This is a genomic window from Paracoccus sigandri, from assembly GCF_003709565.1.
Classification (GTDB): Bacteria; Pseudomonadota; Alphaproteobacteria; order Rhodobacterales; family Rhodobacteraceae; genus Paracoccus; species Paracoccus siganidrum.
In genome coordinates, this window is record NZ_QNRC01000008.1 from 1 (window position 1) to 20,691 (window position 20,691).

21 protein-coding genes are annotated in these 20,691 nt (G+C 69.4%); 11 read left to right on the forward strand and 10 right to left on the reverse strand.

Annotated elements, in window-relative coordinates:
- Positions 1 to 260 precede the first annotated feature (260 nt).
- The 3 genes from C9E82_RS09070 to C9E82_RS09080 all read right to left on the reverse strand — a co-directional run bounded on the left by C9E82_RS09070 (position 261) and on the right by C9E82_RS09080 (position 3,225).
- The gene (locus tag C9E82_RS09070; RefSeq protein ID WP_119900507.1) at positions 261 to 467 is read right to left on the reverse strand and encodes a cold-shock protein; all 207 of its coding nucleotides are present in this window, start codon (positions 465 to 467) and stop codon (positions 261 to 263) included.
- Positions 468 to 672: 205 nt separating this feature from the next.
- Entirely contained in the window at positions 673 to 2,619 is a 1,947-nt protein-coding gene (thrS, locus tag C9E82_RS09075; protein WP_119900508.1) for a threonine--tRNA ligase, read from the reverse strand.
- Positions 2,620 to 2,724: 105 nt separating this feature from the next.
- The gene (locus C9E82_RS09080) at positions 2,725 to 3,225 is read right to left on the reverse strand and encodes an Lrp/AsnC family transcriptional regulator (protein WP_119900509.1); all 501 of its coding nucleotides are present in this window, start codon (positions 3,223 to 3,225) and stop codon (positions 2,725 to 2,727) included.
- A 144-nt stretch (positions 3,226 to 3,369) separates the two neighbouring features.
- On the opposite strand from C9E82_RS09080, the gene trxB reads away from it, so the two are divergent.
- From trxB to C9E82_RS09095, 3 genes are all read left to right on the forward strand, one after another.
- Positions 3,370 to 4,353 (forward strand): thioredoxin-disulfide reductase, encoded by a 984-nt coding sequence (gene trxB, locus C9E82_RS09085; protein ID WP_119900510.1) that lies wholly within the window; start codon positions 3,370 to 3,372, stop codon positions 4,351 to 4,353.
- Between the two features lie 291 nt (positions 4,354 to 4,644).
- On the forward strand, positions 4,645 to 5,409 hold the full coding sequence (locus C9E82_RS09090; protein WP_119900511.1) for a bifunctional sulfate adenylyltransferase/adenylylsulfate kinase: 765 nt from the start codon (positions 4,645 to 4,647) through the stop codon (positions 5,407 to 5,409).
- A complete protein-coding gene (locus tag C9E82_RS09095) occupies positions 5,409 to 6,212 on the forward strand; it encodes a TolB family protein (protein ID WP_119900512.1) in 804 nt (267 codons plus the stop codon). The genes C9E82_RS09090 and C9E82_RS09095 overlap by 1 nt, the downstream gene beginning before the upstream one ends.
- A gap of 15 nt (positions 6,213 to 6,227) precedes the next feature.
- On the opposite strand, the gene C9E82_RS09100 is transcribed toward C9E82_RS09095, so the two are convergent.
- Positions 6,228 to 6,455 carry a DUF1150 family protein gene (locus C9E82_RS09100; protein WP_119900513.1) on the reverse strand — a complete coding sequence of 76 codons (228 nt, stop codon included), beginning with the start codon at positions 6,453 to 6,455 and terminating at the stop codon, positions 6,228 to 6,230.
- Positions 6,456 to 6,466: 11 nt separating this feature from the next.
- Positions 6,467 to 6,877 (reverse strand): Hsp20 family protein, encoded by a 411-nt coding sequence (locus tag C9E82_RS09105; RefSeq protein WP_119900514.1) that lies wholly within the window; start codon positions 6,875 to 6,877, stop codon positions 6,467 to 6,469.
- A 183-nt stretch (positions 6,878 to 7,060) separates the two neighbouring features.
- On the opposite strand from C9E82_RS09105, the gene C9E82_RS09110 reads away from it, so the two are divergent.
- The 4 genes from C9E82_RS09110 (at position 7,061) to C9E82_RS09125 (ending at position 9,334) form a co-directional block, all read left to right on the forward strand.
- Positions 7,061 to 7,279, forward strand: coding sequence for a YdcH family protein (locus C9E82_RS09110; RefSeq protein ID WP_119900522.1), 219 nt, complete (start codon positions 7,061 to 7,063; stop codon positions 7,277 to 7,279).
- A gap of 96 nt (positions 7,280 to 7,375) precedes the next feature.
- Positions 7,376 to 7,861, forward strand: coding sequence for a 5-(carboxyamino)imidazole ribonucleotide mutase (gene purE, locus C9E82_RS09115; protein ID WP_119900515.1), 486 nt, complete (start codon positions 7,376 to 7,378; stop codon positions 7,859 to 7,861).
- Positions 7,854 to 8,891 carry a 5-(carboxyamino)imidazole ribonucleotide synthase gene (locus C9E82_RS09120; protein ID WP_119900516.1) on the forward strand — a complete coding sequence of 346 codons (1,038 nt, stop codon included), beginning with the start codon at positions 7,854 to 7,856 and terminating at the stop codon, positions 8,889 to 8,891. Before purE ends, C9E82_RS09120 begins: the two co-directional genes overlap by 8 nt.
- Positions 8,888 to 9,334, forward strand: coding sequence for an NUDIX domain-containing protein (locus C9E82_RS09125; protein WP_119900517.1), 447 nt, complete (start codon positions 8,888 to 8,890; stop codon positions 9,332 to 9,334). The genes C9E82_RS09120 and C9E82_RS09125 overlap by 4 nt, the downstream gene beginning before the upstream one ends.
- A gap of 116 nt (positions 9,335 to 9,450) precedes the next feature.
- Here the strand turns inward: C9E82_RS09125 and purF are convergent, their stop codons facing one another.
- The 3 genes from purF to radA all read right to left on the reverse strand — a co-directional run bounded on the left by purF (position 9,451) and on the right by radA (position 13,083).
- A complete protein-coding gene (gene purF / locus C9E82_RS09130) occupies positions 9,451 to 10,941 on the reverse strand; it encodes an amidophosphoribosyltransferase (RefSeq protein ID WP_119900523.1) in 1,491 nt (496 codons plus the stop codon).
- A gap of 125 nt (positions 10,942 to 11,066) precedes the next feature.
- On the reverse strand, positions 11,067 to 11,675 hold the full coding sequence (locus C9E82_RS09135) for a CvpA family protein (RefSeq protein WP_119900518.1): 609 nt from the start codon (positions 11,673 to 11,675) through the stop codon (positions 11,067 to 11,069).
- Positions 11,676 to 11,718: 43 nt separating this feature from the next.
- Entirely contained in the window at positions 11,719 to 13,083 is a 1,365-nt protein-coding gene (gene radA, locus C9E82_RS09140) for a DNA repair protein RadA (protein WP_119900519.1), read from the reverse strand.
- A gap of 145 nt (positions 13,084 to 13,228) precedes the next feature.
- Here radA and C9E82_RS09145 point away from each other — a divergent pair, with 145 nt between their 5' ends.
- The 4 genes from C9E82_RS09145 (at position 13,229) to C9E82_RS09160 (ending at position 16,195) form a co-directional block, all read left to right on the forward strand.
- Positions 13,229 to 14,530: a lipoprotein-releasing ABC transporter permease subunit gene (locus tag C9E82_RS09145; protein ID WP_119900520.1), complete on the forward strand. Its 1,302-nt coding sequence runs from the start codon at positions 13,229 to 13,231 to the stop codon at positions 14,528 to 14,530.
- The gene (locus C9E82_RS09150; protein WP_122449248.1) at positions 14,523 to 15,194 is read left to right on the forward strand and encodes an ABC transporter ATP-binding protein; all 672 of its coding nucleotides are present in this window, start codon (positions 14,523 to 14,525) and stop codon (positions 15,192 to 15,194) included. The genes C9E82_RS09145 and C9E82_RS09150 overlap by 8 nt, the downstream gene beginning before the upstream one ends.
- 65 nt (positions 15,195 to 15,259) lie before the next feature.
- Positions 15,260 to 15,667, forward strand: coding sequence for a c-type cytochrome (locus C9E82_RS09155; RefSeq protein ID WP_119900915.1), 408 nt, complete (start codon positions 15,260 to 15,262; stop codon positions 15,665 to 15,667).
- Between the two features lie 24 nt (positions 15,668 to 15,691).
- Positions 15,692 to 16,195: a phosphatase PAP2 family protein gene (locus tag C9E82_RS09160; protein ID WP_240643697.1), complete on the forward strand. Its 504-nt coding sequence runs from the start codon at positions 15,692 to 15,694 to the stop codon at positions 16,193 to 16,195.
- Positions 16,196 to 16,221: 26 nt separating this feature from the next.
- Here C9E82_RS09160 and recG read toward each other — a convergent pair whose 3' ends face one another.
- Positions 16,222 to 18,318, reverse strand: coding sequence for an ATP-dependent DNA helicase RecG (gene recG, locus C9E82_RS09165; RefSeq protein WP_119900920.1), 2,097 nt, complete (start codon positions 18,316 to 18,318; stop codon positions 16,222 to 16,224).
- Entirely contained in the window at positions 18,315 to 20,561 is a 2,247-nt protein-coding gene (ligA, locus tag C9E82_RS09170) for an NAD-dependent DNA ligase LigA (RefSeq protein ID WP_119900921.1), read from the reverse strand. Before ligA ends, recG begins: the two co-directional genes overlap by 4 nt.
- Positions 20,562 to 20,691 lie beyond the last annotated feature (130 nt).

Consider the following 20,691-nt stretch of genomic DNA (forward strand, 5'->3'; position numbering starts at 1 on the left):
GCGGGCCCGCGGCACGACGACGGCCGCACCAGAGGCCGGATACATGTCAGCACCCGGTGACGCGCCAAAATCAGCTTTGAAGATTCCTCTTGCGCAAGGGGCGGTTATACATGTTGCACAAATACCCGATGACGCGGCCGGCCGGCAACGCGCCCCGGATCGGGGAAACGACTCACGGTCCCGTGGCAAAGAAAAACGGCCCGCGCAAACGGGCCGTCGCTTTCACGCTCGATCGCAAGGGGCACAGGGCCCCGCGCCGGTCAGAGCAGTTTCAGATCGCTGGCCGAGGCGCGGCCGTCGCGGCCCGACTGCAGCTCGTATTCGATCTTCTGGTTGTCCTTCAGGCCCGTCAGCCCGGCGCGTTCCACCGCCGAGATATGCACGAACACGTCCTTGCCGCCTTCGTCGGGGGCGATGAAGCCAAAGCCTTTGGTGGCGTTGAACCACTTAACCGTTCCGGTCGCCATAACCGTTCTCTCCTTCAAGTCATCCCGGCGCAGGATTGCGCCAAGCCGTGCAGCCCGCTTTCGGTAGTCCGGCTGCCCAGGAAGGGAGGCGGTAGAAAGTCTTCGCTCACGCATATGAGAGGATGACCGAATCGCTGGAAAACGCAAGCGGGAAACGCGCACAGCCTGTGCTGCACGCGTAACGGGACGGTGACATCGGCGCTTTTCAGCGCAGATCGGGCGGGGTCGCTTCGAGTTTCAGCAGTTCGACCGCTTCGGCAAGCGGCATGGTCCGGCTGCCCTGGCTGTCCAGCCGGCGCAGTGAGACAGTGCGATCATCCACCTCTTTCATGCCGATGGCAAGAATCGCCGGCACTTTCGCGACGGAATGTTCGCGGACCTTGTAGTTGATCTTCTCGTTGCGGGTGTCGGCCTCGGCGCGGATGCCCGCGGCGCGCAGCGCCTCGACCACCTCGGCGACATAGCCGTCCGCATCCGAGACGATCGAGGCGACCACCACCTGGCGCGGCGCCAGCCAGAAGGGCAGCTTGCCGGCGTGGCTTTCGATCAGGATGCCGATGAAGCGCTCGAAACTGCCCAGCACGGCGCGGTGCAGCATGATCGGGCGGTGCTTGGCGCCGTCCGCGCCGACATATTCGGCATCCAGCCGTTCGGGCAGGTTGGGGTCCACCTGAAGCGTGCCGCATTGCCAGTCGCGCCCGATGGCGTCGGTCAGCACGAATTCCAGCTTCGGCCCGTAAAAGGCGCCCTCGCCGGGGAAAATTTCATAGTCATGCCCCGCCGCGCGACAGGCATTCCCCAGCGCGGCCTCGGCCCGGTCCCAGCTTTCGTCGGAACCGATGCGCTTTTCGGGGCGGGTGGACAGCTTGATCTTCCAGTCGTCGAAGCCCAGGTCGGCATAGATCGCGGCCAGGAACTCGATGAATTTCTTCGTCTCGGCCTCGATCTGCTCCTCGGTGCAGAAGATATGCGCGTCGTCCTGGGTGAAGCCGCGCACCCGCATGATCCCGTGCAGCGCGCCCGAGGGCTCGTAGCGGTTGCAGGATCCGAATTCGGCCATGCGCAGCGGCAGGTCGCGATAGGATTTCAGCCCGTGGTTGAAGATCTGCACATGGCAGGGGCAGTTCATCGGCTTCAGGGCGTTGATGGTCTTGGTCTTGGCATGTTCCTCATCGACCTCGACGATGAACATGTTTTCCTGATAGTTCTCCCAATGCCCTGATTCTTCCCACAGTTTCCGGCTGACCACCTGCGGCGTATTGACCTCGACATAGCCGTCGGCGCGCTGGCGGCGGCGCATGTAGTCCTGCAGCGTGACATAGACGTTCCAGCCGTTCGGATGCCAGAAGACCTGGCCCGGCGCCTCTTCCTGCATGTGGAACAGGTCCATCTCGCGGCCCAGCTTGCGGTGGTCGCGCTTCGCGGCCTCCTCCAGCATGGTCATATGCGCCTTCAGGTCGTCGCGGTTGCGGAAGGCCACGCCATAGATGCGCTGCAGCATCGGCCGGGTATTGTCGCCCAGCCAATAGGCGCCGGCCACATGGGTCAGGCGGAAGGCGTCGGCGGGCAATTGCCCGGTATTCTGCAGATGCGGGCCGCGGCACAGGTCCTGCCAGTCGCCGTGCCAGTACATGCGGATGTCCTGCCCCTCGGGGATGCGGTCCAGAAGCTCCAGCTTGAAGGGCTCGTTCTGCTGCTCATAGTGGGCGCGGGCGCGGGCGCGGTCCCAGACCTCGGTGCGGACGGGATCGCGGGCGGCGACGATCTGCTTCATCTTCGCCTCGATCCGGCCCAGATCCTCGGGGGTGAAGGGTTCCTCGCGGTCGAAATCGTAGAACCAGCCGTGATCGCGCACCGGGCCGATGGTGACCTTCACCTCGGGCCAGATCTCCTGGACGGCGCGGGCCATGACATGGGCGAAGTCGTGGCGGATCAGCTCCAGCGCCTGGGCCTCGTCCTTCATGGTGTGGATGGCGATGGCGCCCGAGGCCTCGATGGGCCAGGCCAGGTCGACATGCCGGCCGTCGAGGCTGGCGGAAATCGCGCGCTTGGCAAGGCTGGGGGCGATGCTCTCGGCGACCTCGGCGGCGGTGATGCCGGCGGGATAGTCGCGCGAATTGCCATCGGGAAAGGTCAGGGAAATCTGGGACATTGCGTCCTCCTCGTCGGTCTGGCGCCCACGGAACGCCCGGTTGCGGGTTATGATGCGGATCCATTGGACCCGGCGCGCCGAACTGTCAAGCTGGGGGCTGCGGGGTCAACCCGGCTGGTTGACCCGGTCCTCGACGATCTCGAAGGGCACGGCGGGCTCGTCCTTGGCGCCGCGGATGACCAGGCTGGTCTTGACGCTGGCCACGTTCGGCGCGGCGGTCAGCTGGTCGGTCAGGAAGCGTTGGAAGCTGGACAGGTCGGGCGCGACGCATTTCAGGATGAAGTCGATCTCGCCGTTCAGCATGTGGCATTCGCGCACCAGCGGCCAGCCCTGGACCAGCGTCTCGAAGGCCGACAGGTCGCGCTCGGACTGGCTGGCCAGGCGCACCATGGCGAAGACCTGCACCTCGAAGCCCAGCTCGCGCGCGTTGATGTCGGCGTGATAGCCGCGGATATAGCCCAGTTCCTCCAGCGCGCGGACCCGGCGCAGGCAGGGCGGGGCCGAGATCCCGACCCGCCGGGCAAGCTCGACATTGGTCATTCGGCCGTCGGCCTGAAGCTCGGCAAGAATCTTGCGGTCGATCTCGTCCAGTTTTGCGCCGGCCATTCTGCCCTGTGACCCCTGTCTTTTTCGTTGCCGGAAACTACAATGCGGCCCCGGCAGGCGCAACATTCTTTCTTGAAATTGCCCCGATTGCACTATGGCGCCCGGATCATTACCTAGACCCCGGACAAGCGATCGAGGCGCAGGATGACCGATAGAACCCATGTGAAACTGCTGATCGTCGGCTCGGGGCCGGCGGGCTATACGGCGGCCGTCTATGGCGCGCGGGCGATGCTGAAGCCGATGCTGATCCAGGGGCTGCAGCCGGGCGGGCAGCTGACCATCACCACCGAGGTCGAGAACTGGCCGGGCGAGACCGAGATCCAGGGCCCCGAGCTGATGGTGAAGATGGAGGAACATGCCCGCGCGATGGGCGCCGAGATCGTCACCGATTACGTCACCCGGCTTGACCTGCAGGTCCGGCCCTTCGTCGCCGAATGCGACAGCGGCCGCGTGGTGACGGCGGATGCGGTGATCCTGGCGACCGGCGCGCAGGCCCGCTGGCTTGGGCTGGACAGCGAGGAGAAGTTCAAGGGCTTCGGCGTCAGTGCCTGCGCCACCTGCGACGGCTTCTTCTATCGCGGCCGCGAGGTGGTCGTGGTCGGCGGCGGCAATACCGCCGTCGAGGAGGCGCTGTTTCTGACCCGCTTCGCCAGCAAGGTGACGCTGGTCCATCGCCGCGACAGCCTGCGGGCGGAAAAGATCCTGCAGGAACGGCTGTTCGCCAATCCCAAGGTGCAGGTCGTCTGGGATCACGAACTGGCCGAGGTGAAGGGCAGCGAAAGCCCGCTTGGCGTGACCGGCGTCGTGGTCCGCGACGTGAAGCAGGGAGGGCTGCGCGAGATCCCGGCCGACGGGGTGTTCATCGCCATCGGCCATGCGCCCTCCAGCGAGCTGGTGCAGGGCCAGCTGGAGCTGCATCACGGCGGCTATGTGAAGGTCGAGCCGGGCAGCACCCGCACCTCGGTTCCCGGCGTCTTCGCGGCGGGCGACCTGACCGACCACATCTATCGCCAGGCGGTGACCAGCGCCGGGATGGGCTGCATGGCGGCGCTGGACGCCGAGCATTGGCTGGCCGCGCACGAAACCGACGCCCCTGCCGAAACCCGGCCGCAGATGGCCGCGATCTGACTTTCGCGGGACCTGGGACGGGGGGCCTGGGACTTACCGATTTCCGGCGGATCGGCCGCATCCCGACCCGCCAGAAATCCGGCTTCGGGCGCGCGGCGGCGCCCGCACACGTTCCGTGAGCGTGACCGTGTCGGGCGCAAACGCCCGCCCTGCGCGAAAGTTCCGACGCGGCAGGATATTTTTCGCGGCGCGCGGGATCGGCCTGTCCAAAGGGCAGGTTGATCGGCCGGGGCGGGACCGCTATGGCCGGAAGTCACGTCAGGTGGTCGCGCTTTGAGGAGGAGGAGCCCGATGCCCAGCCCGAATCAGGCGCCGATCCGCGAGCTGTTCGTCTCGGAAGCGATGGCGGGCGCGTTGCTGCGGGATGCCGCGCGGCTGCCCCGCTGGATCCTGGATCCGCCGCAGATGCGCCGGCTGGACCTGCTGATGAATGGCGGCTTCTTCCCGCTGAAGGGCTATCTGACCCAGGCCGATCACCAGGCGGTGCAGGAGGGGCTGCAGCTGTCCTCGGGCATGTTCTGGCCGCTGCCGGTCTCGCTGGAGGTCGGTGCGGAATTCGCCGCGCAGGTCGAACCGGGCAGCGACATCGCCCTTGCGGGGCCGGACGGGGCGCTGCTGGCGGTCATGTCGGTGACCGACAAATGGCCCGCCGACCCACGGGGCGCGGGGCCGGTGGATCTGGGCGGCCCGGTCAAGGGCCTGGCGCCGTCGCCGCTGGCGGGCACCTCTCCCAATGCGCGGCGCGCGCAGGCGGCGGCGCATGTCGTCGCGCTCTCTGCGGACGATCCGCGCCGCGAGGCGCTGCGGCGACGGCTGGAGGCCGCGGGCATCGCGCATCTGCCGATGGATCCGCCGCCCTTGCCGGGCTGTGCCGGCCGCCTGGCCCTGATGCAGGCGGTGCTGGCCCGCAATTTCGGCGCGACCGAGCTGGTCGTCGCCGAGGACCTGGCCGGCGATGCGCTTGTCGCCCGATATGGCGACAGGGCCGGCATCGCGATCGTCACGGAACCCGGAGGGTTGCGCGCAGCGATGCCGGGCGGCGGCATCTGCGGCTGATGTGGCGGTCCTCGCTGGAGGTCTTCGACCTGGCCTCGGGCAGCGTTCAGGTCGTCTTTCGCACGGAAAGGCTGATCGAGGCGCCGAACTGGCATCCCGAGGGCTGGTTCCTGGTCAATGGCGAGGGGAGGCTGTGGCGGGTCGATCCGCGCGCGCCCGCGCTGCGACCCATCGCCACCGGCGAATTGCAGCGCTGCAACAACGATCACGGCTTCCTGCCGGACGGGCGGATCGTCTTTTCCTGCCATGACGACCGCGGCGCGGGCATCCATGTACTGGACCGCGACGGCCCGCGCGAGTTGCGCCTGCCGCGCCCCAGCTGGTGGCATGGCGCGCATGGGCGGCGGATCTGCTATGCGGCGGCGCGGGGCGACCGGGTGGTGCGGATCGCGATCATGGGGCTGGACCGGCAGGTCGAGCGGATCCTGACGCCGGGCAGGGCCCATCACGACGGGCCGGATTTCTCGGCCTGCGGCAGGTTCATCTGGTTCAATTCGGATGCGACCGGCCACGCGCAGATCTGGCGCATGGGGGCCGAGGGCGACGATCCCGCCCCGGTCTTCCGCGACGATTCGGTCAACTGGTTCCCGCATCCCTCGCCCTGCGGGCGGCATGTGCTGTATCTGGCCTATCCGCCCGGCACCCAGGGCCATCCGCGCGACATGGACGTGGCGCTGTGGCTGATGGACACGCAGGGCGAGAACCGCCGCCCCGTCGTGCATCTGTTCGGCGGGCAGGGCACGATCAACGTGCCCTGCTGGGCGCCCGACGGAGGGGCCTTCGCCTTCATGCGCTATCGCTGAAGGCGCCGCGCGCCCTCAGTGGACGCTGACCGGCGCCAGGTCGTTCTGGCGCGCCAGCATGAAGGCCAGGCTGCGCTCGCGCACCAGCGCCAGGCGTTCGCCATCGATGCCATGGACGGCGTAAAGCGTGTCGATCCCCGGCACCTGCTCGCGAATCTCCTCGGGCAGGGTGTCGGTGGCGACGCGGCGGATATAGACGGTGTTGCCGTCCTGGATATCGCCGAAATCATGTTTCATGTTCATGGTGATCCCCTTTACTTGCGGCTGATCGGTATCGTCTGGACGACCTGCTGCGGCTGAACGCGGGTCAGGTCGACATGCAGCAGCCCGTTTTCCATCTGCGCCGCGGTGACTTCGACACCATCGGCCAGCACGAAGCTGCGCTGGAAGGCCCGCGCGGCGATGCCGCGATGCAGGAAGACGCGATCGCCATCCTCTTCGGCCATGCGGCCGCGGATCACCAGCTGCCTGTCCTCGGTCGTGACGGACAGATCGCTGTCCGAGAACCCCGCCACGGCCAGCGTGATGCGGAATCCGTCGGGGCCGACATGTTCGATATTGTAGGGCGGATAGCCCTCGGCCCCCTTGGCGGCACGTTCGGCCAGCCGTTCCAGCTGGTCGAAACCCAACAGATAGGGATGTGCCCCCAGCGATATCTTCGTCATTCCCAGCCCTTTCCGCATGAAGCGACTGCTTGCCTGCCGGGCCCCGTGACGGCGACCCGTGCAGGATCAATATGTGAACGCCCGAACTTATGCGCAAGATCCCAAGGATTTTGTTAACAGCGCAGGCGCAACAGGCTATAAGCAGGAAAAACAACGCCCAAGCGTCAAGCAATGGTCCGCCAGATGAACGTGCATCACGAAATGTCCCATGAAGAGATCGTCCGCGCCAAGCTGACGGCCCTGCGTTGCGAGCATCGCGACCTCGACGAGGCCATCGCGGCGCTCTCGGCGCAGCAGCTGACCTCTTCGCTGACATTGCAGCGGCTGAAGAAGCAGAAGCTGGCGCTGAAGGACCGCATCGCCCGGCTGGAGGACGAGTTGACCCCCGACATCATCGCCTGATTGCGGCCCGGCCCGGCGCGCGCTATTGCGGGCGCCATCCGGGATCCAGCCGGATCGCAGCAAGACACCGCACAGCCAGACGAGGGGGACCCCAGCATGGAAAAGCCGGTCGGAATCATCATGGGCAGCCAGTCGGACTGGCCGACCATGCGCGAGGCGGCGGCCATCCTGGACGAGCTTGGCATCGGCTACGAGGCGAAGATCGTCAGCGCCCATCGCACCCCGGACCGGCTGTGGGACTATGGCAGGACGGCCGTGTCGCGCGGACTGAAGGTGATCATCGCCGGGGCCGGCGGGGCGGCGCATCTGCCGGGCATGATGGCCTCGAAGACGCGGCTGCCGGTGATCGGCGTGCCGGTGCAGACCCGCGCCCTGTCGGGGGTCGATTCGCTCTATTCCATCCTGCAGATGCCCAGGGGCTATCCGGTCGCGACCATGGCCATCGGCGCGGCGGGGGCGGCCAATGCCGGGCTGATGGCGGCGGGGATCCTGGCGGTCTCCGACCCGGCGCTGGCCGAACGGCTGGACGGCTGGCGCGCGGCGCTGTCGGCCTCGATCCCCGAGGAGCCCCGCGATGAGTGAGATCCGCACCATCGGCATCCTGGGCGGCGGCCAGCTGGGCCGGATGCTGTCGGTCGCGGCCAGCCGCCTGGGCCTGCGCTGCCATGTCTACGAGCCCGGCGCGGCGCCGGCGGGCGACGTGGCCCATGCGCTGACCACCGCCCCCTACGAGGACCCGGCCGCGCTGCGCGCCTTCGCCGAATCGGTCGATGTGATCACCTATGAATTCGAGAACGTGCCGACCTCGGCGCTGGACCTGCTGGAATCGATCCGCCCGATCCGCCCGAACCGCCGCGCGCTGGCGGTGTCCCAGGACCGGCTGTCCGAGAAGACCTTCCTGAACCAGATCGGGCTGGCCACCGCGCCCTTCGCCGACGTGCCGGCCCAGACGGATCTGGCCGGGGCGCTGGCCCGCATCGGCGCGCCCGCGATCCTCAAGACCCGCCGCCTGGGCTATGACGGCAAGGGCCAGCTCCGCATCGAGGATCCGGCCGGTGTGGAATGGACCGGCGCGCCCTCGGTGCTGGAAGGCTTCGTGGAGTTCTCGGCCGAGATCAGCGTGATCATCGCGCGCGGCGCTGACGGGCAGGTCGCGGCCTATGATCCGGGGCTGAACGTCCACCGGGGCGGCATCCTGCGGACGACCACCGTGCCCTGCGGCCTGCCGGCGCGGGTCGCGACCGATGCGGTGCTGATCGCGGCCCGCATCGCCAATGCGCTGGACTATGTCGGCGTGATGGGGGTCGAGCTGTTCGTGACCCCGCAGGGCCTGGTCGTGAACGAGATCGCGCCCCGCGTGCACAACTCCGGCCACTGGACGCAGGCGGGCTGCGTGGTGGACCAGTTCGAGCAGCATATCCGCGCGGTGGCCGGCCTGCCCTTGGGCGATGGCCGGCGCCATGCCGATGTGGTGATGGAGAACCTGATCGGCGATGACGTCGCCCGCGTCCCCGAACTGATGGCGACGCCCGGCGTGCAGATGCACCTTTACGGCAAGGGCGAGGCGCGTCCGGGCCGCAAGATGGGCCATGTGAACCGGATCGGCCGATGAGGCTGGCGCGGCCGAGGCTGGCGGTCCGCGCGGCGATCCTGCATGACGACCGGCTGCTGATGGTGAATGCCTGGCCGGGCAAGGGCTCGGACCTGTGGTGCCTGCCCGGCGGCGGGGTCGAGCCGGGCCAGTCCCTGCCCGAAAACCTGGCCCGCGAACTGGCCGAGGAGACCGGGCTTTCCATCACCGTCGGCGCCCCGATCCTGGTCAACGAATTCCACGACCCCGCAAGCGGCTTCCACCAGGTCGAGCTGCATTTCCGCGCCACGCTGGCCCCCGGCAGGGACATCACACTGGCCGATCCGCACGGCGTCGTGAACCGCTTCCGCTGGGTGACGCGCCACGAACTGGCCACGCTGCGCCACAAGCCGGACAGCCTCGCCGAAGCCGTCTGGGGCCATGCCGCCGCCCTCTACGACCCCCTGGAACGCATCGTCCCCTGAACAGCGGATTTCTCTGTTGCCGAAATACCCTCGGGGGTCGCCGGTTGGTGCGCCACTGGTTCAAGAACCAGCCGGCGACGGGGGCGAAGCGCCCCCGGCCATCGCGGGACGCAAGCCTATTCGGCCGCCTCGTTCACCGCCGTCTCGGAACCGGGCTTCATGCGGAAGCCGCGCTCCAGCTGGTCGAAGGGCGCCACCGGATAGTCGCCCGAGAAGCAGGCATCGCAATATTGCGGGCATTTGGTGTTGCGGCCCCCGGCCTCGCCCACGGCGCGGTAAAGCCCGTCCAGCGACACGAAGGCCAGCGAATCGACGCCGATCCAGTCGCGCATCTGTTCGGTCGTCATCTGCGCGGCCAGCAGCTTCTCGCGGTCGGGCGTGTCCACGCCGTAGAAGCAGGGCCATGCGGTGGGGGGCGAGGCGATGCGGAAATGCACCTCGGCGGCGCCGGCATCCAGGATCATGTCCTTGATCTTGCGCGAGGTGGTGCCGCGCACCACCGAATCGTCGACCAGCACCACACGCTTGCCGGCGATCAGCGAGCGGTTCACGTTCAGCTTCAGCCTGACGCCCATGTTGCGGATCTGCTCGGTCGGCTCGATGAAGGTGCGGCCCATATACTGGTTGCGGATGATCCCCATCCCATAGGGAATGCCCGATTCCTGGGCAAATCCGATGGCCGCGGGCGTGCCGCTGTCGGGGACCGGGCAGACCAGGTCGGCCTCGATCGGCGCCTCGCGGGCCAGCTCGACGCCGATCTGGCGGCGGGTCTCATAGACCGACCGGCCGCCGATGATCGAATCGGGGCGCGAGAAATAGACATGCTCGAAGATGCAGAACCGCCCGGTCGAGGGGCCGAAGGGGCGCGAGCTTTCGATATGGCCCTTCGAGATCACCACCATCTCGCCCGGATCGATCTCGCGGATGAACTCGGCGCCGATGATGTCCAGCGCGCAGGTCTCGGATGCCAGCACGAAGCCCTCGTCGCCCACCCGGCCCAGCACCAGCGGGCGCACGCCAAGCGGGTCGCGCACGCCGATCAGCTTGGTGCGGGTCATGGCGATGACGCTGAAGGCGCCCTCGATGCGGCGCAGCGCGTCCTTCATCCGTTCGGGGATGTTGCGCTGGATCGACCGCGCCATCAGGTGGATGATGCATTCGCTGTCGGAACTGGACGAGAAGATCGAGCCGCGCTCGATCAGTTCGCGGCGCAGGGCGGCGGCATTGGTGATGTTGCCGTTATGGGCGATGGCGCAGCCGCCCATGTGGAACTCGCCGAAGAAGGGCTGCACGTCGCGGATCGCGGTGGCGGCCTTGGTGCCGGCGGTGGAATAGCGCACATGGCCGATGGCCAGCGGGCCGGGCAGGGTGGCCATCACGTCGGGCTTGGTGAAATTGTCGCGCACGTAGCCGAAGCGATGGGCGCTGTTGAAGCCCTGCTCGGCATCGTGGCTGATGATTCCCCCCGCTTCCTGGCCGCGATGCTGCAGCGCGTGCAGGCCAAGGGCGACGAAACTGGCGGCATCGGCGACGCCGATCGCTCCGAACACCCCGCATTCCTCGTGCAGACGGTCCGAATCGAACGGATGGGCCAGGAACGGTTGCATCTGCGGCATCCTGAATGGCTTTGGGCTATCGCCCGCTATGTAGTGCGCCGCGCTGGCAAAGTCACGCCCCCGCGGGCGGGCGGGGGCGGTTTTTCGTCACGAAAGCGACATGATCGCCGGATAGCTCACTCGGTGGCGGGCTGGGGGCTGGGCGCCTGCGCCGGATCGACCGCCGCGCCGCTGGCCGCGCAGCCGCGCACCATCTGCTCGTAGCGGCTGACGATCCAGCCCGGCGCGTCGTCGGGGACCTGTTCGTCCAGCTGGCCGCGCATCCGCTCGAACACCTGGGCCGAGCGGGAATTCTCGACCATGGCGACCTGCTGGCTGGTCATGACCCGGTCGTAGACGATGAAGGCGATGGCGACCAGCAGGATGCCGCGCGCCACGCCGAAGAGGAACCCCATGCCCTGGTCGATGCCCCCCAGCGCCGAGCGCTGCACCACCGAGGAAAACAGCGGCGTGATGATCGAGAACACGACCAGCGCCAGCGCGAAGACCACCGCGAAGCCCGCGATCGTTGCCAGTTCGCAACTGTCGCCCAGAAAACGGTCCAGGACCGGGATCTGCGCGATCAGCGGCCGCATGGCGCCCGCGAAGATGAAGGCCAGCACCGCCGCCGCGATCCAGCCCAGGATGGCCAGCGATTCGCGCACGAAGCCCCGCGACCAGGCCAGAATCGCCGAAAGGATGATGACCCCCGCCACCACCGCGTCGATAACCGTGAATCCGTCCATAGCTCGTTGCCCCTGCGCCGGATATCGTTTCGTTTCAGGCGGTTCAGCCGGCGCCGAAGACCTCGCCCACAAATCCCGTCAGGTCGGCGACGCGCATCGGCGCCATGCCGTCCAGTCCCTCGGCCTTCTGGGCCTCGGGCAAAATCGCCTGTGAAAAACCAAGTTTTCGTGCCTCTTTCAACCTGTTTTCGGCCTGCGCCACCGGACGCAGCGCCCCCGAGAGGCTGATTTCGCCGAACAGAACCGCCTCGGGCGGCAGCGGATTGTCCTCTCGCGCGGAGAGAAGCGCCCCGGCGATGGCCAGGTCGGCGGCGGGTTCGGCGACCTTCATGCCGCCGGCGACGTTCAGGAACACGTCGAGCCCCGCGAAGGGGATGCCGCAGCGCGCCTCCAGCACCGCGAGGATGGTCGAGACGCGGCCCGAATCCAGCCCCACGACGGTGCGGCGCGGGCTGGCCAGCGTCGAGGGCGCGACCAGCGCCTGCACCTCGGTCAGCACCGGCCGCGTGCCCTCGATCCCCGCGAAGACCGCGCTGCCGGGGGTGGGCTGGCCGCGTTCGGACAGAAACAGCGCCGAGGGGTTGGCGACCTCGGAAAGACCCGCCCCGGTCATCTCGAACACGCCGATCTCGTCGGCCGGGCCGAAGCGGTTCTTGACGCTGCGCAGGATGCGGAACTGGTGGCCGCGCTCGCCCTCGAAATAGAGGACGGTATCGACCATGTGTTCCACCACCCGCGGGCCGGCGATCTGGCCGTCCTTGGTGACATGGCCGACCAGGACGATCGCCGTGCCGCGCCGCTTGGCGAAGGTCACGAGTTCATGGGCCGAGGCTCGGACCTGGCCGACCGAGCCGGGCGCGGCATCGACCTGGTCGGACCACAGCGTCTGGATCGAGTCGATCACCGCCAGGTCGGGCCGCTCGGCGTCCAGCGTGGTCAGGATGTCGCGCAGATTGGTTTCCGAGCCCAGCCGCACCGGCGCATCCGCCAGCCCCAGCCGCTGCGCCCGCATGCGGACCTGGGCGCTGGCTTCCTCGCCGCTGATATAGACGGCGTTCAGCCCGGCCCGCGCGAAGGCCGCCGCGCCCTGCAGCAGCAGCGTCGACTTGCCGATGCCGGGATCGCCGCCGACCAGCACCGCCGAGCCCGGCACCAGCCCGCCGCCCAGGACCCGGTCCAGCTCGGCCATGCCCGAGCAGGCGCGGGGCGGCGGCGGTTCCTGGGCCGAGAGCCCGCTGAGCGGCACCGCGCGGCCCTTGGCGGCGCCCAGGCCGCGGCCGGGACCCTGCGACAGCGGCGCCTCCTCGATGACGGTGTTCCAGGCGCCGCAGGCGTCGCAGCGCCCGGCCCATTTCTTGTGGGCGGCGCCGCAGGCGGTGCAGGTGAAGGCGGTGACGGATCGGGCCATGGCATATCTTGTGGCATCCGCGGGACCCGGCCGCAATATGGGTTTTCCGGGTATTTGGACAACGAAGAAGCGATCACGCCATTGTCGGCTTGATCTTTGGCCATGCCACGGCCAGTTTCGGCGCGGTTTCGTTCAGGGATTTCATATGGCCAGCCCCAGACCGTTTTCGCGATACGAGTTCATGATCGCCTGGCGCTATCTGCGCGCGCGCCGGGCCGAGGGCGGGGTCAGCGTGATGACCTGGATCAGCCTGATCGGCATCGCGCTGGGGGTCATGGCGCTGATCGCGACGCTGGCGGTGCGGTCGGGCTTCCGGGCGGAATTCGTGGACACGATCCTGGGCGCCAATGCCCATGTGACGGTCTACATGGCGCCGCAGCGGATCGAGAACGACCTGACCGGCGATGTCTATGTCGTGCCGGGCAAGATCCAGGATTACGACGCCATGGCGGCCCAGCTGGCCGAGTTGCCGGGCGTCACCCGCACCGCGCCGGTGGTCAAGGGGCAGGTCATGGCGACGGCCAACGACCGCTCGAACGTGGCCGAGGTGTTCGGCGTCACGGGCGAGGCGCTGAAGGCCATGCCGCGGATCGCCGATCCCCAGACCTCGGCCGGCAGCATCGAGGATTTCGGGCAGGGCGTCGCCATCGGATCCGGGATCGCGCGCGAGCTGAACCTGGGCCTGGGCGACAAGCTGCGGCTGGTGTCGCCCGACGGGCCGAACACGCCGGTCGGCAAGTCGCTGCGGGTCAAGGCCTACGAGGTCGCCTATATCTTCAGCGCCGGGCGCTATGACATCGACCGCACCCGCATCTACATGCCGATGGAGGAGGCGCAGAGCTATTTCAACCGCGAGGGCGTCGCCGACGAGATCGAGGTCTTCGTGGCCGATCCCGAGCGGGTCGACGACTGGAGCGGGCCGCTGCTGCAGGCGGCGGGCGAGGGGGCGCAGGTCTGGAACTGGCGCGACGCCTCGGGGTCGTTCCTGGCGGCGCTGGACATGGAGGATGACGTGATGTTCGTGATCCTGTCGGTGCTGGTGCTGATCGCCTCGATGAACATCACCTCGGGGCTGATCATGCTGGTCAAGAACAAGGGCCGCGACATCGGCATCCTGCGCACCATGGGCCTGACCGAGGGCGCGGTGCTGCGGGTGTTCTTCCTGTGCGGCGCCTTCACCGGGGTGATCGGGACCATCGCCGGGGTGATCCTGGGCGTGGCCCTGGCGCTGAACGTCGACAATATCATGGCGGCGCTGAACGCGCTGACCGGCGGCGGCGCCTGGCAGCCCGAGGTGCGCGGCATCTATCGCCTGCCGGCCGAGTTGCGGGCCTGGGACATATTGCGCGCGGTCGCCCTGTCGCTGACGCTGTCCTTCATCGTCACCATCTTCCCCGCGCGCCGCGCCGCGCGCATGAACCCGGTGGAGGCCCTGCGCTATGAGTGAGATCCTGCGGCTGGAGGGGGTGTCGAAGACCTATGGCGCGGGCGGCCCGGCCCCGGTCGAGGCGCTGCGCGGGATCGAGCTGTCCGTGGCGCGGGGCGAGGTCGTGGCGCTGGTCGCGCCCTCGGGGGCGGGCAAGTCGACGCTGCTGCATATCGCGGGGCTGCTGGACGAACCCAGCGGCGGGCGGGTGATCCTGGGCGGGCGCGACATGACCGGCCTGCCCGACCATGCCCGCACCGAGGCGCGCCGGGCCGAGCTGGGCTTCGTCTACCAGTTCCACCACCTGCTGCCGGAATTCAGCGCCGCCGAGAACATCGTCCTGCCGCAGCTGGCCAATGGCGTGGCCGCGCCGGCGGCGGGGCGGCGCGCGGCGGAGCTGCTGGAGCGCGTCGGCCTGTCCCATCGCGCCAGCCACCGCCCGGCGGAACTGTCGGGGGGCGAGCAGCAGCGCGTCGCCTTCTGCCGCGCGCTGGCCAATCAGCCGGCGCTGCTGCTGGCCGACGAGCCGACCGGCAACCTGGACCCCGAGACCTCGGACCGGGTCTTCGAGGTGCTGATGGCGCTGGTGCGGGAAACCGGCCTTGCGGCGCTGATCGCCACCCACAACCATGAGCTGGCCGGCCGGATGGACCGCATCGTCCATCTGAACCAGGCGGTTGCCTGACCGGGGCGATCCGGGGCAACATGGCCCGAAGCGGCAATGGGCCGAAGCAACCAGATGAGGCAGCGATGAGAGCAGTAGTGATGGCGGCGGCAGGCGGGCTTGGCCTGGCGGGGCTGATCGCCGCCTGCGCCCCGGAACAGCGGGCGGCCAGCGCGCAGGACGACTATATGGCGCTGTGCGCCGATTGCCACGGACCGGCGGGCAAGGGCGACGGGCCCGCGGCCGCGGATGCCGGAGCGACGCCTGCCGACCTGACCCGGATCGCGGCCCGCAATGGCGGCAGCTTCCCCAGGGCGCAGGTCATGAGCCGGATCTACGGCTATACCATGGGCCGGGGCGAGGATCCGATGCCGTCCTTCGGCGACCTGCTGGACGGGCCGACCGTGCTCTACGATGCCGGCGACGGCTTGCAGACGCCGACGCCGAGGCGTCTTGTCGCGCTGAGCGAATATCTGGAAGGCATCCAGGAATAGTGCGGGCCGGGCAAAGGGAACGCGATGCGGCGATGGGCGGGACTGGCGGCGCTGCCGCTGCTGGCGGGAGGCGTTGCCACGGCCGATCCGCTGGAGGATTTCGGCACGGCGATGAAATACGGTTTGCCGCTGGCGGCGGCGGTCTGCGCCGCCGACCAGTCGCGGCTGGAGGATTTCGCGGTCCGGGGCCTGCTGCAGGCGGCGCTGGTGCTGGCGCTGAAATCGGGCCTGGAGGATGCGCCCGTCGCACGCCGGCCCTCGGGCGAGGGGCGCGGCTTCCCCTCGGGCCATTCCGCCGCCGCGGCCTTCGGCGCCGCCGACCTGGCCGGCAAGTGTTTCGAGGACGAGGCGGCGGCGGGCGCGGCCGCCTATGGCGCGGCGGGGCTGACCGCCTATAGCCGCGTCCATGCGGGCCAGCACACGCCCGCGCAGGCGATGGCCGGGGCGCTGATCGGCTTCAGCTTCGGCGCGGCCAGCTTCGGGATCGGCACGGAGGGCGCATCCTTCAGCGTGGGGTTGACGTTCTAGCGCCCCTCGGGCGGCGCGATCCGGGCCTAGCCGACCGAGATCAGCCGGATCGCCTGGTCCTGTTGCATCAGCCACATCAGGAAGCGCACCGCCCGGCCGCGCGGGCTGTCCAGCGCCGGGTCGCGTTCCAGCAGGTTGCGGGCGTCCTGCCGGGCCACGGCCATCAGCCCCGCCTGGTGTTCCAGGTCGCCGATGCGGAAGCGCGGCAGGCCGGATTGCGCGGTGCCGATGACGTCGCCCGCGCCGCGCATCTCCAGGTCGACCTCGGCGATGCGGAAGCCGTCCTCGGTGTCGCGCAGCGTGGTCAGGCGGCGGGCGCCGGTCTCGTTCAGCGGCGCATGATACATCAGCAGGCAGGTCGAGGCGCCGCTGCCGCGCCCGACCCGGCCGCGCAGCTGGTGCAGCTGCGCCAGCCCGAAGCTTTCGGCGCGCTCGATCACCATGATCGTGGCTTCGGGGACATCGACGCCGACCTCGATCACCGTGGTGGCGACCAGGATCGCGGCCCGGCCGCTGGCGAAATCGGCCATGGTCGCGTCGCGTTGGTCTGCCGGCATCTGGCCGTGGATCAGCCGCACCTGATCGCCGAACTGCGCCCGCAGCGCCTCGAACCGCGCCTCGGCGGCGGTCAGGTCGCTGACTTCGCTCTCCTCGACCAGCGGGCAGACCCAATAGGCCCGCGCGCCCTGCGCCAGCGCCGCGTGAAGCCGCGCCGTGACCTCGGCCAGCCGCTGGTCCGAGATCATCACGGTCGTGACCGGTTGCCGTCCGGGCGGCTTTTCGTCCAGCACCGACAGGTCCAGATCGCCATATTGCGTCAGCGCCAGCGAGCGCGGGATCGGCGTCGCGGTCATGATCAGCATGTCGGGCGGCACCTCGCCCTTGGCCGAAAGCTCCAGCCGCTGCGCGACGCCGAAACGATGCTGTTCGTCGATGATCGCCAGTCGAAGGTCATGAAAATGCACGTCCTTCTGGAAGACGGCATGGGTGCCGACCAGGATGTCGATCCGCCCCTCGGCCAGGTCCTCCAGCAGCTGCGCGCGCAATTCGCCCTTGTCGCGCCCGGTCAGCGCCGCCAGCCGCACGCCGGCCGCCCGCGCCAGGGGCTCCAGCCCGCGGGCGTGCTGGCGGGCCAGGATCTCGGTCGGGGCCATCAGCACCGCCTGACCGCCCGCCTCGACCGCGACCAGCGCGGCCAGCATGGCGACCAGCGTCTTGCCGGCGCCGACATCGCCCTGCAGCAGCCGGTTCATGCGCCGGTCGCTGGCCATGTCCTCGGCGATCTCGGCGATCGCGCGGGTCTGCGCCCCGGTCGGCGGCCAGGGCAGGCTGTCCAGCACCGCGCGCCGCAGCCGGCCGTCGCCCGCGCTCGGCCGGCCCTTCAGCCGCCGCTTCTCGCGCCGGACCAGCGCCAGCGTCATCTGATGGGCCAGGAATTCGTCATAGGCCAGCCGCTGCCGCGCCGGGCTGTCGGGCGACAGGTCGCGCATCCCCGATGGCGCATGGGCCGCCGCCAGCGCCTCGGCCCAGCCCGGCCAGCCGCGATCGGCGATCAGCTGCGGGTCGATCCATTCGCCGGTCTCGGGCAGCCGCTCCATCGCCGCGGCCACGGCCCTGGCCATGACCTTCTGGGTCAGCCCGGCGCTGAGCGGATAGACCGGCTCGAAATCCTCGGGCAGGGGATCGGTCTCGGGCAGGATATGGTCGGGATGGACCATCTGCGCCATGCCGTCGAACAGCTCGACCTTGCCCGAGACGATGCGGCGCGTCCCGACCGGCAGCTGCTTCTCGATCCAGTCGGGGCGGGGATGGAAGAAGACCAGCGTCAAATCGCCCGCCCCGTCGCTGAGATGGGTGCGCCAGGGGCGGCCGCGCGCGGTGGGCGGGTGGTGGCGGATCACCTGCAGCGCGATGGTGACGGTCTCGGGCGGGCGGGCCTCGGCGATGCGCTCGATCCGGCGGCGGGTGACGCCGCTGGCGGGCAGGGTCAGGATCAGGTCGCGCGGCTTCTCGATCCCCATCTGGGCCAGCGCGGCGGCGGCCTTGGGACCGATGCCCGGCAGGGTGTCGACCGCCGCGAACAGCGGAAACAGCGCCGGGGGCCTGCCCTTCGGCGCGCTCATCTGCCCGCGATCCGCATCCATTCGTCCTCGTCGATGACCGCGACGCCCAGGTCGGCGGCCTTCTTCGCCTTCGAGCCCGCGCCGGGACCCGCGATGACCAGGTCCGTCTTGGCGCTGACCGAGCCGGCGACCTTGGCGCCCATCGCCTCGGCCCGCGCCTTGGCCTCGGCGCGGGTCATCCGTTCCAGCGTGCCGGTGAAGACCAGCGTCTTGCCGCTGATCTCGCTGTCGGCGGCGCGGGCCTCGGGCGGCTGGATGTCGAGGAAGGCCACCAGCCGGTCGATGGCCGCGCGCTCGGCCTCGTTGGCGAAGGCGTCCGAGAGCGACATGGCCAGCACCGGGCCGATCCCGTCGGCCGCGATCAGGTCGGCCCAGGCCGCGGCGGAATCGGGGCCGGGATCCGTCTCGGCCAGCGCCGCCGCGCGGGCCTCGGCCAGGCGGGCGCGGCGGGTTTCGCGCGCCGCGGCCTCGCGTTCGGCCTGGGCGGCAGCTTCGGCGGCGCGATGGGCCAGGGCGGCGGGGCGGGCCAGGTCCAGCGCCGCGGCCAGCGCCTGCCAAGAGCCGTAGTGGCGGGCCAGTTCCTGCGCCGCGACCTCGCCGACATGGCGGATGCCAAGCGCGAAGAGCAGCCGGGCCAGGGGGATGCTGCGGCGCTTCTCGATGGCGGCGAACAGGCTGGCGGCGCTTTTCTCGCCCCAGCCGTCGCGGTTCTTCAGCTGGGTCAGCTGGCCGGGGCCGTAGCGGTCCTGAAGGGTGAAGATGTCGGCGGGTTCCCTGATCCAGCCGTCGCGGAACAGTTCCTCGACCAGCTTCGCGCCCAGCCCCTCGATGTCGAAGGCGGCGCGGCTGACGAAATGGCGCAGCTTCTCGACCGCTTGGGCCGGGCAGATCAGCCCGCCGGTGCAGCGCCGGACCGAATCGCCCTCCTCGCGGATCGCGGGAGAGCCGCATTCGGGGCAGGTCGCGGGGAAGTCGTAGGGCGCGTTGTTCACGCGGCGCGAGATGTCCACGTCGGCGATCTTCGGGATCACGTCGCCGGCGCGATAGACCTTGACCCAGTCGCCCTGGCGGATGTCGCGCCCTTCGCGGATCGGCGCGCCGCTGCTGTCGCGCCCGGCGATGTAATCCTCGTTGTGCAGCGTCGCGTTCGAGACCACGACGCCGCCCACCGTCACCGGCTCCAGCCGTGCCACCGGCGATAGCGCGCCGGTGCGGCCGACCTGGATCTCGATCCGCTCCAGCCGGGTCCAGGCGGTTTCGGCCGGGAACTTGTGCGCCAAGGCCCAACGCGGCGTGGTCGAGCGGAAGCCCAGCCGCGCCTGATAGCCCAGGTCGTCGACCTTGTAGACCACCCCGTCGATGTCATAGCCAAGCGTGGCGCGCTGCTGCTCGATCGCGGCCCAGGTGGCGATCATCGCCTCGGCATCCTCGCAGAGCTGCGTCAGCGGATTGGTCCGGAAGCCCAGCTCGGCCAGCCGCCGCACGGCCTCGAACTGGGTCGCGGCCAGCGGCGCCGACAGCTGGCCCCAGCCATAGGCGAAGAAGCGCAGCGGCCGGCTGGCGGTCACCGTCGGGTCCAGCTGGCGCAGCGATCCGGCGGCGGCATTGCGCGGATTGGCGAAGATCCGGCCCTGGCCCGTGCCGTTCGCCGATTCGTTCAGCCGGGCGAAATCCTCGTGGCTCATGTAGACCTCGCCCCGTACCTCGATCACGCCTTGCGGCCTGCCCGCCAGGACCTGCGGAATGTCGTCGATGGTGCGGGCATTGGCGGTGACGTTCTCGCCCACGGTGCCGTCGCCGCGGGTCGCCGCCTGGACCAGCGCGCCATCCTCGTAGCGCAGCGACAGCGACAGCCCGTCGATCTTCGGCTCGGCGGTGAAGCGCAGCGGCGCCTCGGGCGGAAGGTTCAGGAAGCCGCGGATCCGGGCGACGAAATCGCGCACCTCCTCGGCCGAGAAGGCGTTTCCCAGCGACATCATCCGCTGCGCATGGGCGATCTTGCCGAATCCCTCCGAAGGCGCGGTGCCGACGTTGCCGGTCGGGCTGTCGGGCATGGCCAGTTCCGGGAAGGCCTGCTCCAGCGCCTCCAGCCGCTGCTTCATCGCGTCATAGGCGGCGTCCGAGAGGGTGGGCGCGTCCTTGCCGTGATACTCCTCGTTGGCCTGGGCGATCCGGGCGGCAAGCTCGGCGATCTCGTCGCCGGCCTGCTGTTCGTTCAGCTGGTCCACCGGCACATCGCGCATCGGCGCCGGGGCGGCTTCCGCGCCCTCGCCATCCAGTGTCGCCTTGTCGGTGCCGTCCGTCTGCCGTGCCATTCCCCTCGCCCCGTTCTGCATCGCTTCGTTCCGCCGGCGCGCCTGCGGAATGACCGCC

What these genes read in the sequence shown, in the direction of transcription:
- C9E82_RS09070 (WP_119900507.1), bottom strand. Translation starts at nt 467, where the DNA reads ATGGCGACCGGAACGGTTAAGTGGTTCAACGCCACCAAAGGCTTTGGC.
- thrS (WP_119900508.1), bottom strand. Translation starts at nt 2,619, where the DNA reads ATGTCCCAGATTTCCCTGACCTTTCCCGATGGCAATTCGCGCGACTAT.
- C9E82_RS09080 (WP_119900509.1), bottom strand. Translation starts at nt 3,225, where the DNA reads ATGGCCGGCGCAAAACTGGACGAGATCGACCGCAAGATTCTTGCCGAG.
- trxB (WP_119900510.1), top strand. Translation starts at nt 3,370, where the DNA reads ATGACCGATAGAACCCATGTGAAACTGCTGATCGTCGGCTCGGGGCCG.
- C9E82_RS09090 (WP_119900511.1), top strand. Translation starts at nt 4,645, where the DNA reads ATGCCCAGCCCGAATCAGGCGCCGATCCGCGAGCTGTTCGTCTCGGAA.
- C9E82_RS09095 (WP_119900512.1), top strand. Translation starts at nt 5,409, where the DNA reads ATGTGGCGGTCCTCGCTGGAGGTCTTCGACCTGGCCTCGGGCAGCGTT.
- C9E82_RS09100 (WP_119900513.1), bottom strand. Translation starts at nt 6,455, where the DNA reads ATGAACATGAAACATGATTTCGGCGATATCCAGGACGGCAACACCGTC.
- C9E82_RS09105 (WP_119900514.1), bottom strand. Translation starts at nt 6,877, where the DNA reads ATGACGAAGATATCGCTGGGGGCACATCCCTATCTGTTGGGTTTCGAC.
- C9E82_RS09110 (WP_119900522.1), top strand. Translation starts at nt 7,061, where the DNA reads ATGAACGTGCATCACGAAATGTCCCATGAAGAGATCGTCCGCGCCAAG.
- purE (WP_119900515.1), top strand. Translation starts at nt 7,376, where the DNA reads ATGGAAAAGCCGGTCGGAATCATCATGGGCAGCCAGTCGGACTGGCCG.
- C9E82_RS09120 (WP_119900516.1), top strand. Translation starts at nt 7,854, where the DNA reads ATGAGTGAGATCCGCACCATCGGCATCCTGGGCGGCGGCCAGCTGGGC.
- C9E82_RS09125 (WP_119900517.1), top strand. Translation starts at nt 8,888, where the DNA reads ATGAGGCTGGCGCGGCCGAGGCTGGCGGTCCGCGCGGCGATCCTGCAT.
- purF (WP_119900523.1), bottom strand. Translation starts at nt 10,941, where the DNA reads ATGCAACCGTTCCTGGCCCATCCGTTCGATTCGGACCGTCTGCACGAG.
- C9E82_RS09135 (WP_119900518.1), bottom strand. Translation starts at nt 11,675, where the DNA reads ATGGACGGATTCACGGTTATCGACGCGGTGGTGGCGGGGGTCATCATC.
- radA (WP_119900519.1), bottom strand. Translation starts at nt 13,083, where the DNA reads ATGGCCCGATCCGTCACCGCCTTCACCTGCACCGCCTGCGGCGCCGCC.
- C9E82_RS09145 (WP_119900520.1), top strand. Translation starts at nt 13,229, where the DNA reads ATGGCCAGCCCCAGACCGTTTTCGCGATACGAGTTCATGATCGCCTGG.
- C9E82_RS09150 (WP_122449248.1), top strand. Translation starts at nt 14,523, where the DNA reads ATGAGTGAGATCCTGCGGCTGGAGGGGGTGTCGAAGACCTATGGCGCG.
- C9E82_RS09155 (WP_119900915.1), top strand. Translation starts at nt 15,260, where the DNA reads ATGAGAGCAGTAGTGATGGCGGCGGCAGGCGGGCTTGGCCTGGCGGGG.
- C9E82_RS09160 (WP_240643697.1), top strand. Translation starts at nt 15,692, where the DNA reads ATGCGGCGATGGGCGGGACTGGCGGCGCTGCCGCTGCTGGCGGGAGGC.
- recG (WP_119900920.1), bottom strand. Translation starts at nt 18,318, where the DNA reads ATGAGCGCGCCGAAGGGCAGGCCCCCGGCGCTGTTTCCGCTGTTCGCG.
- ligA (WP_119900921.1), bottom strand. Translation starts at nt 20,561, where the DNA reads ATGCGCGATGTGCCGGTGGACCAGCTGAACGAACAGCAGGCCGGCGAC.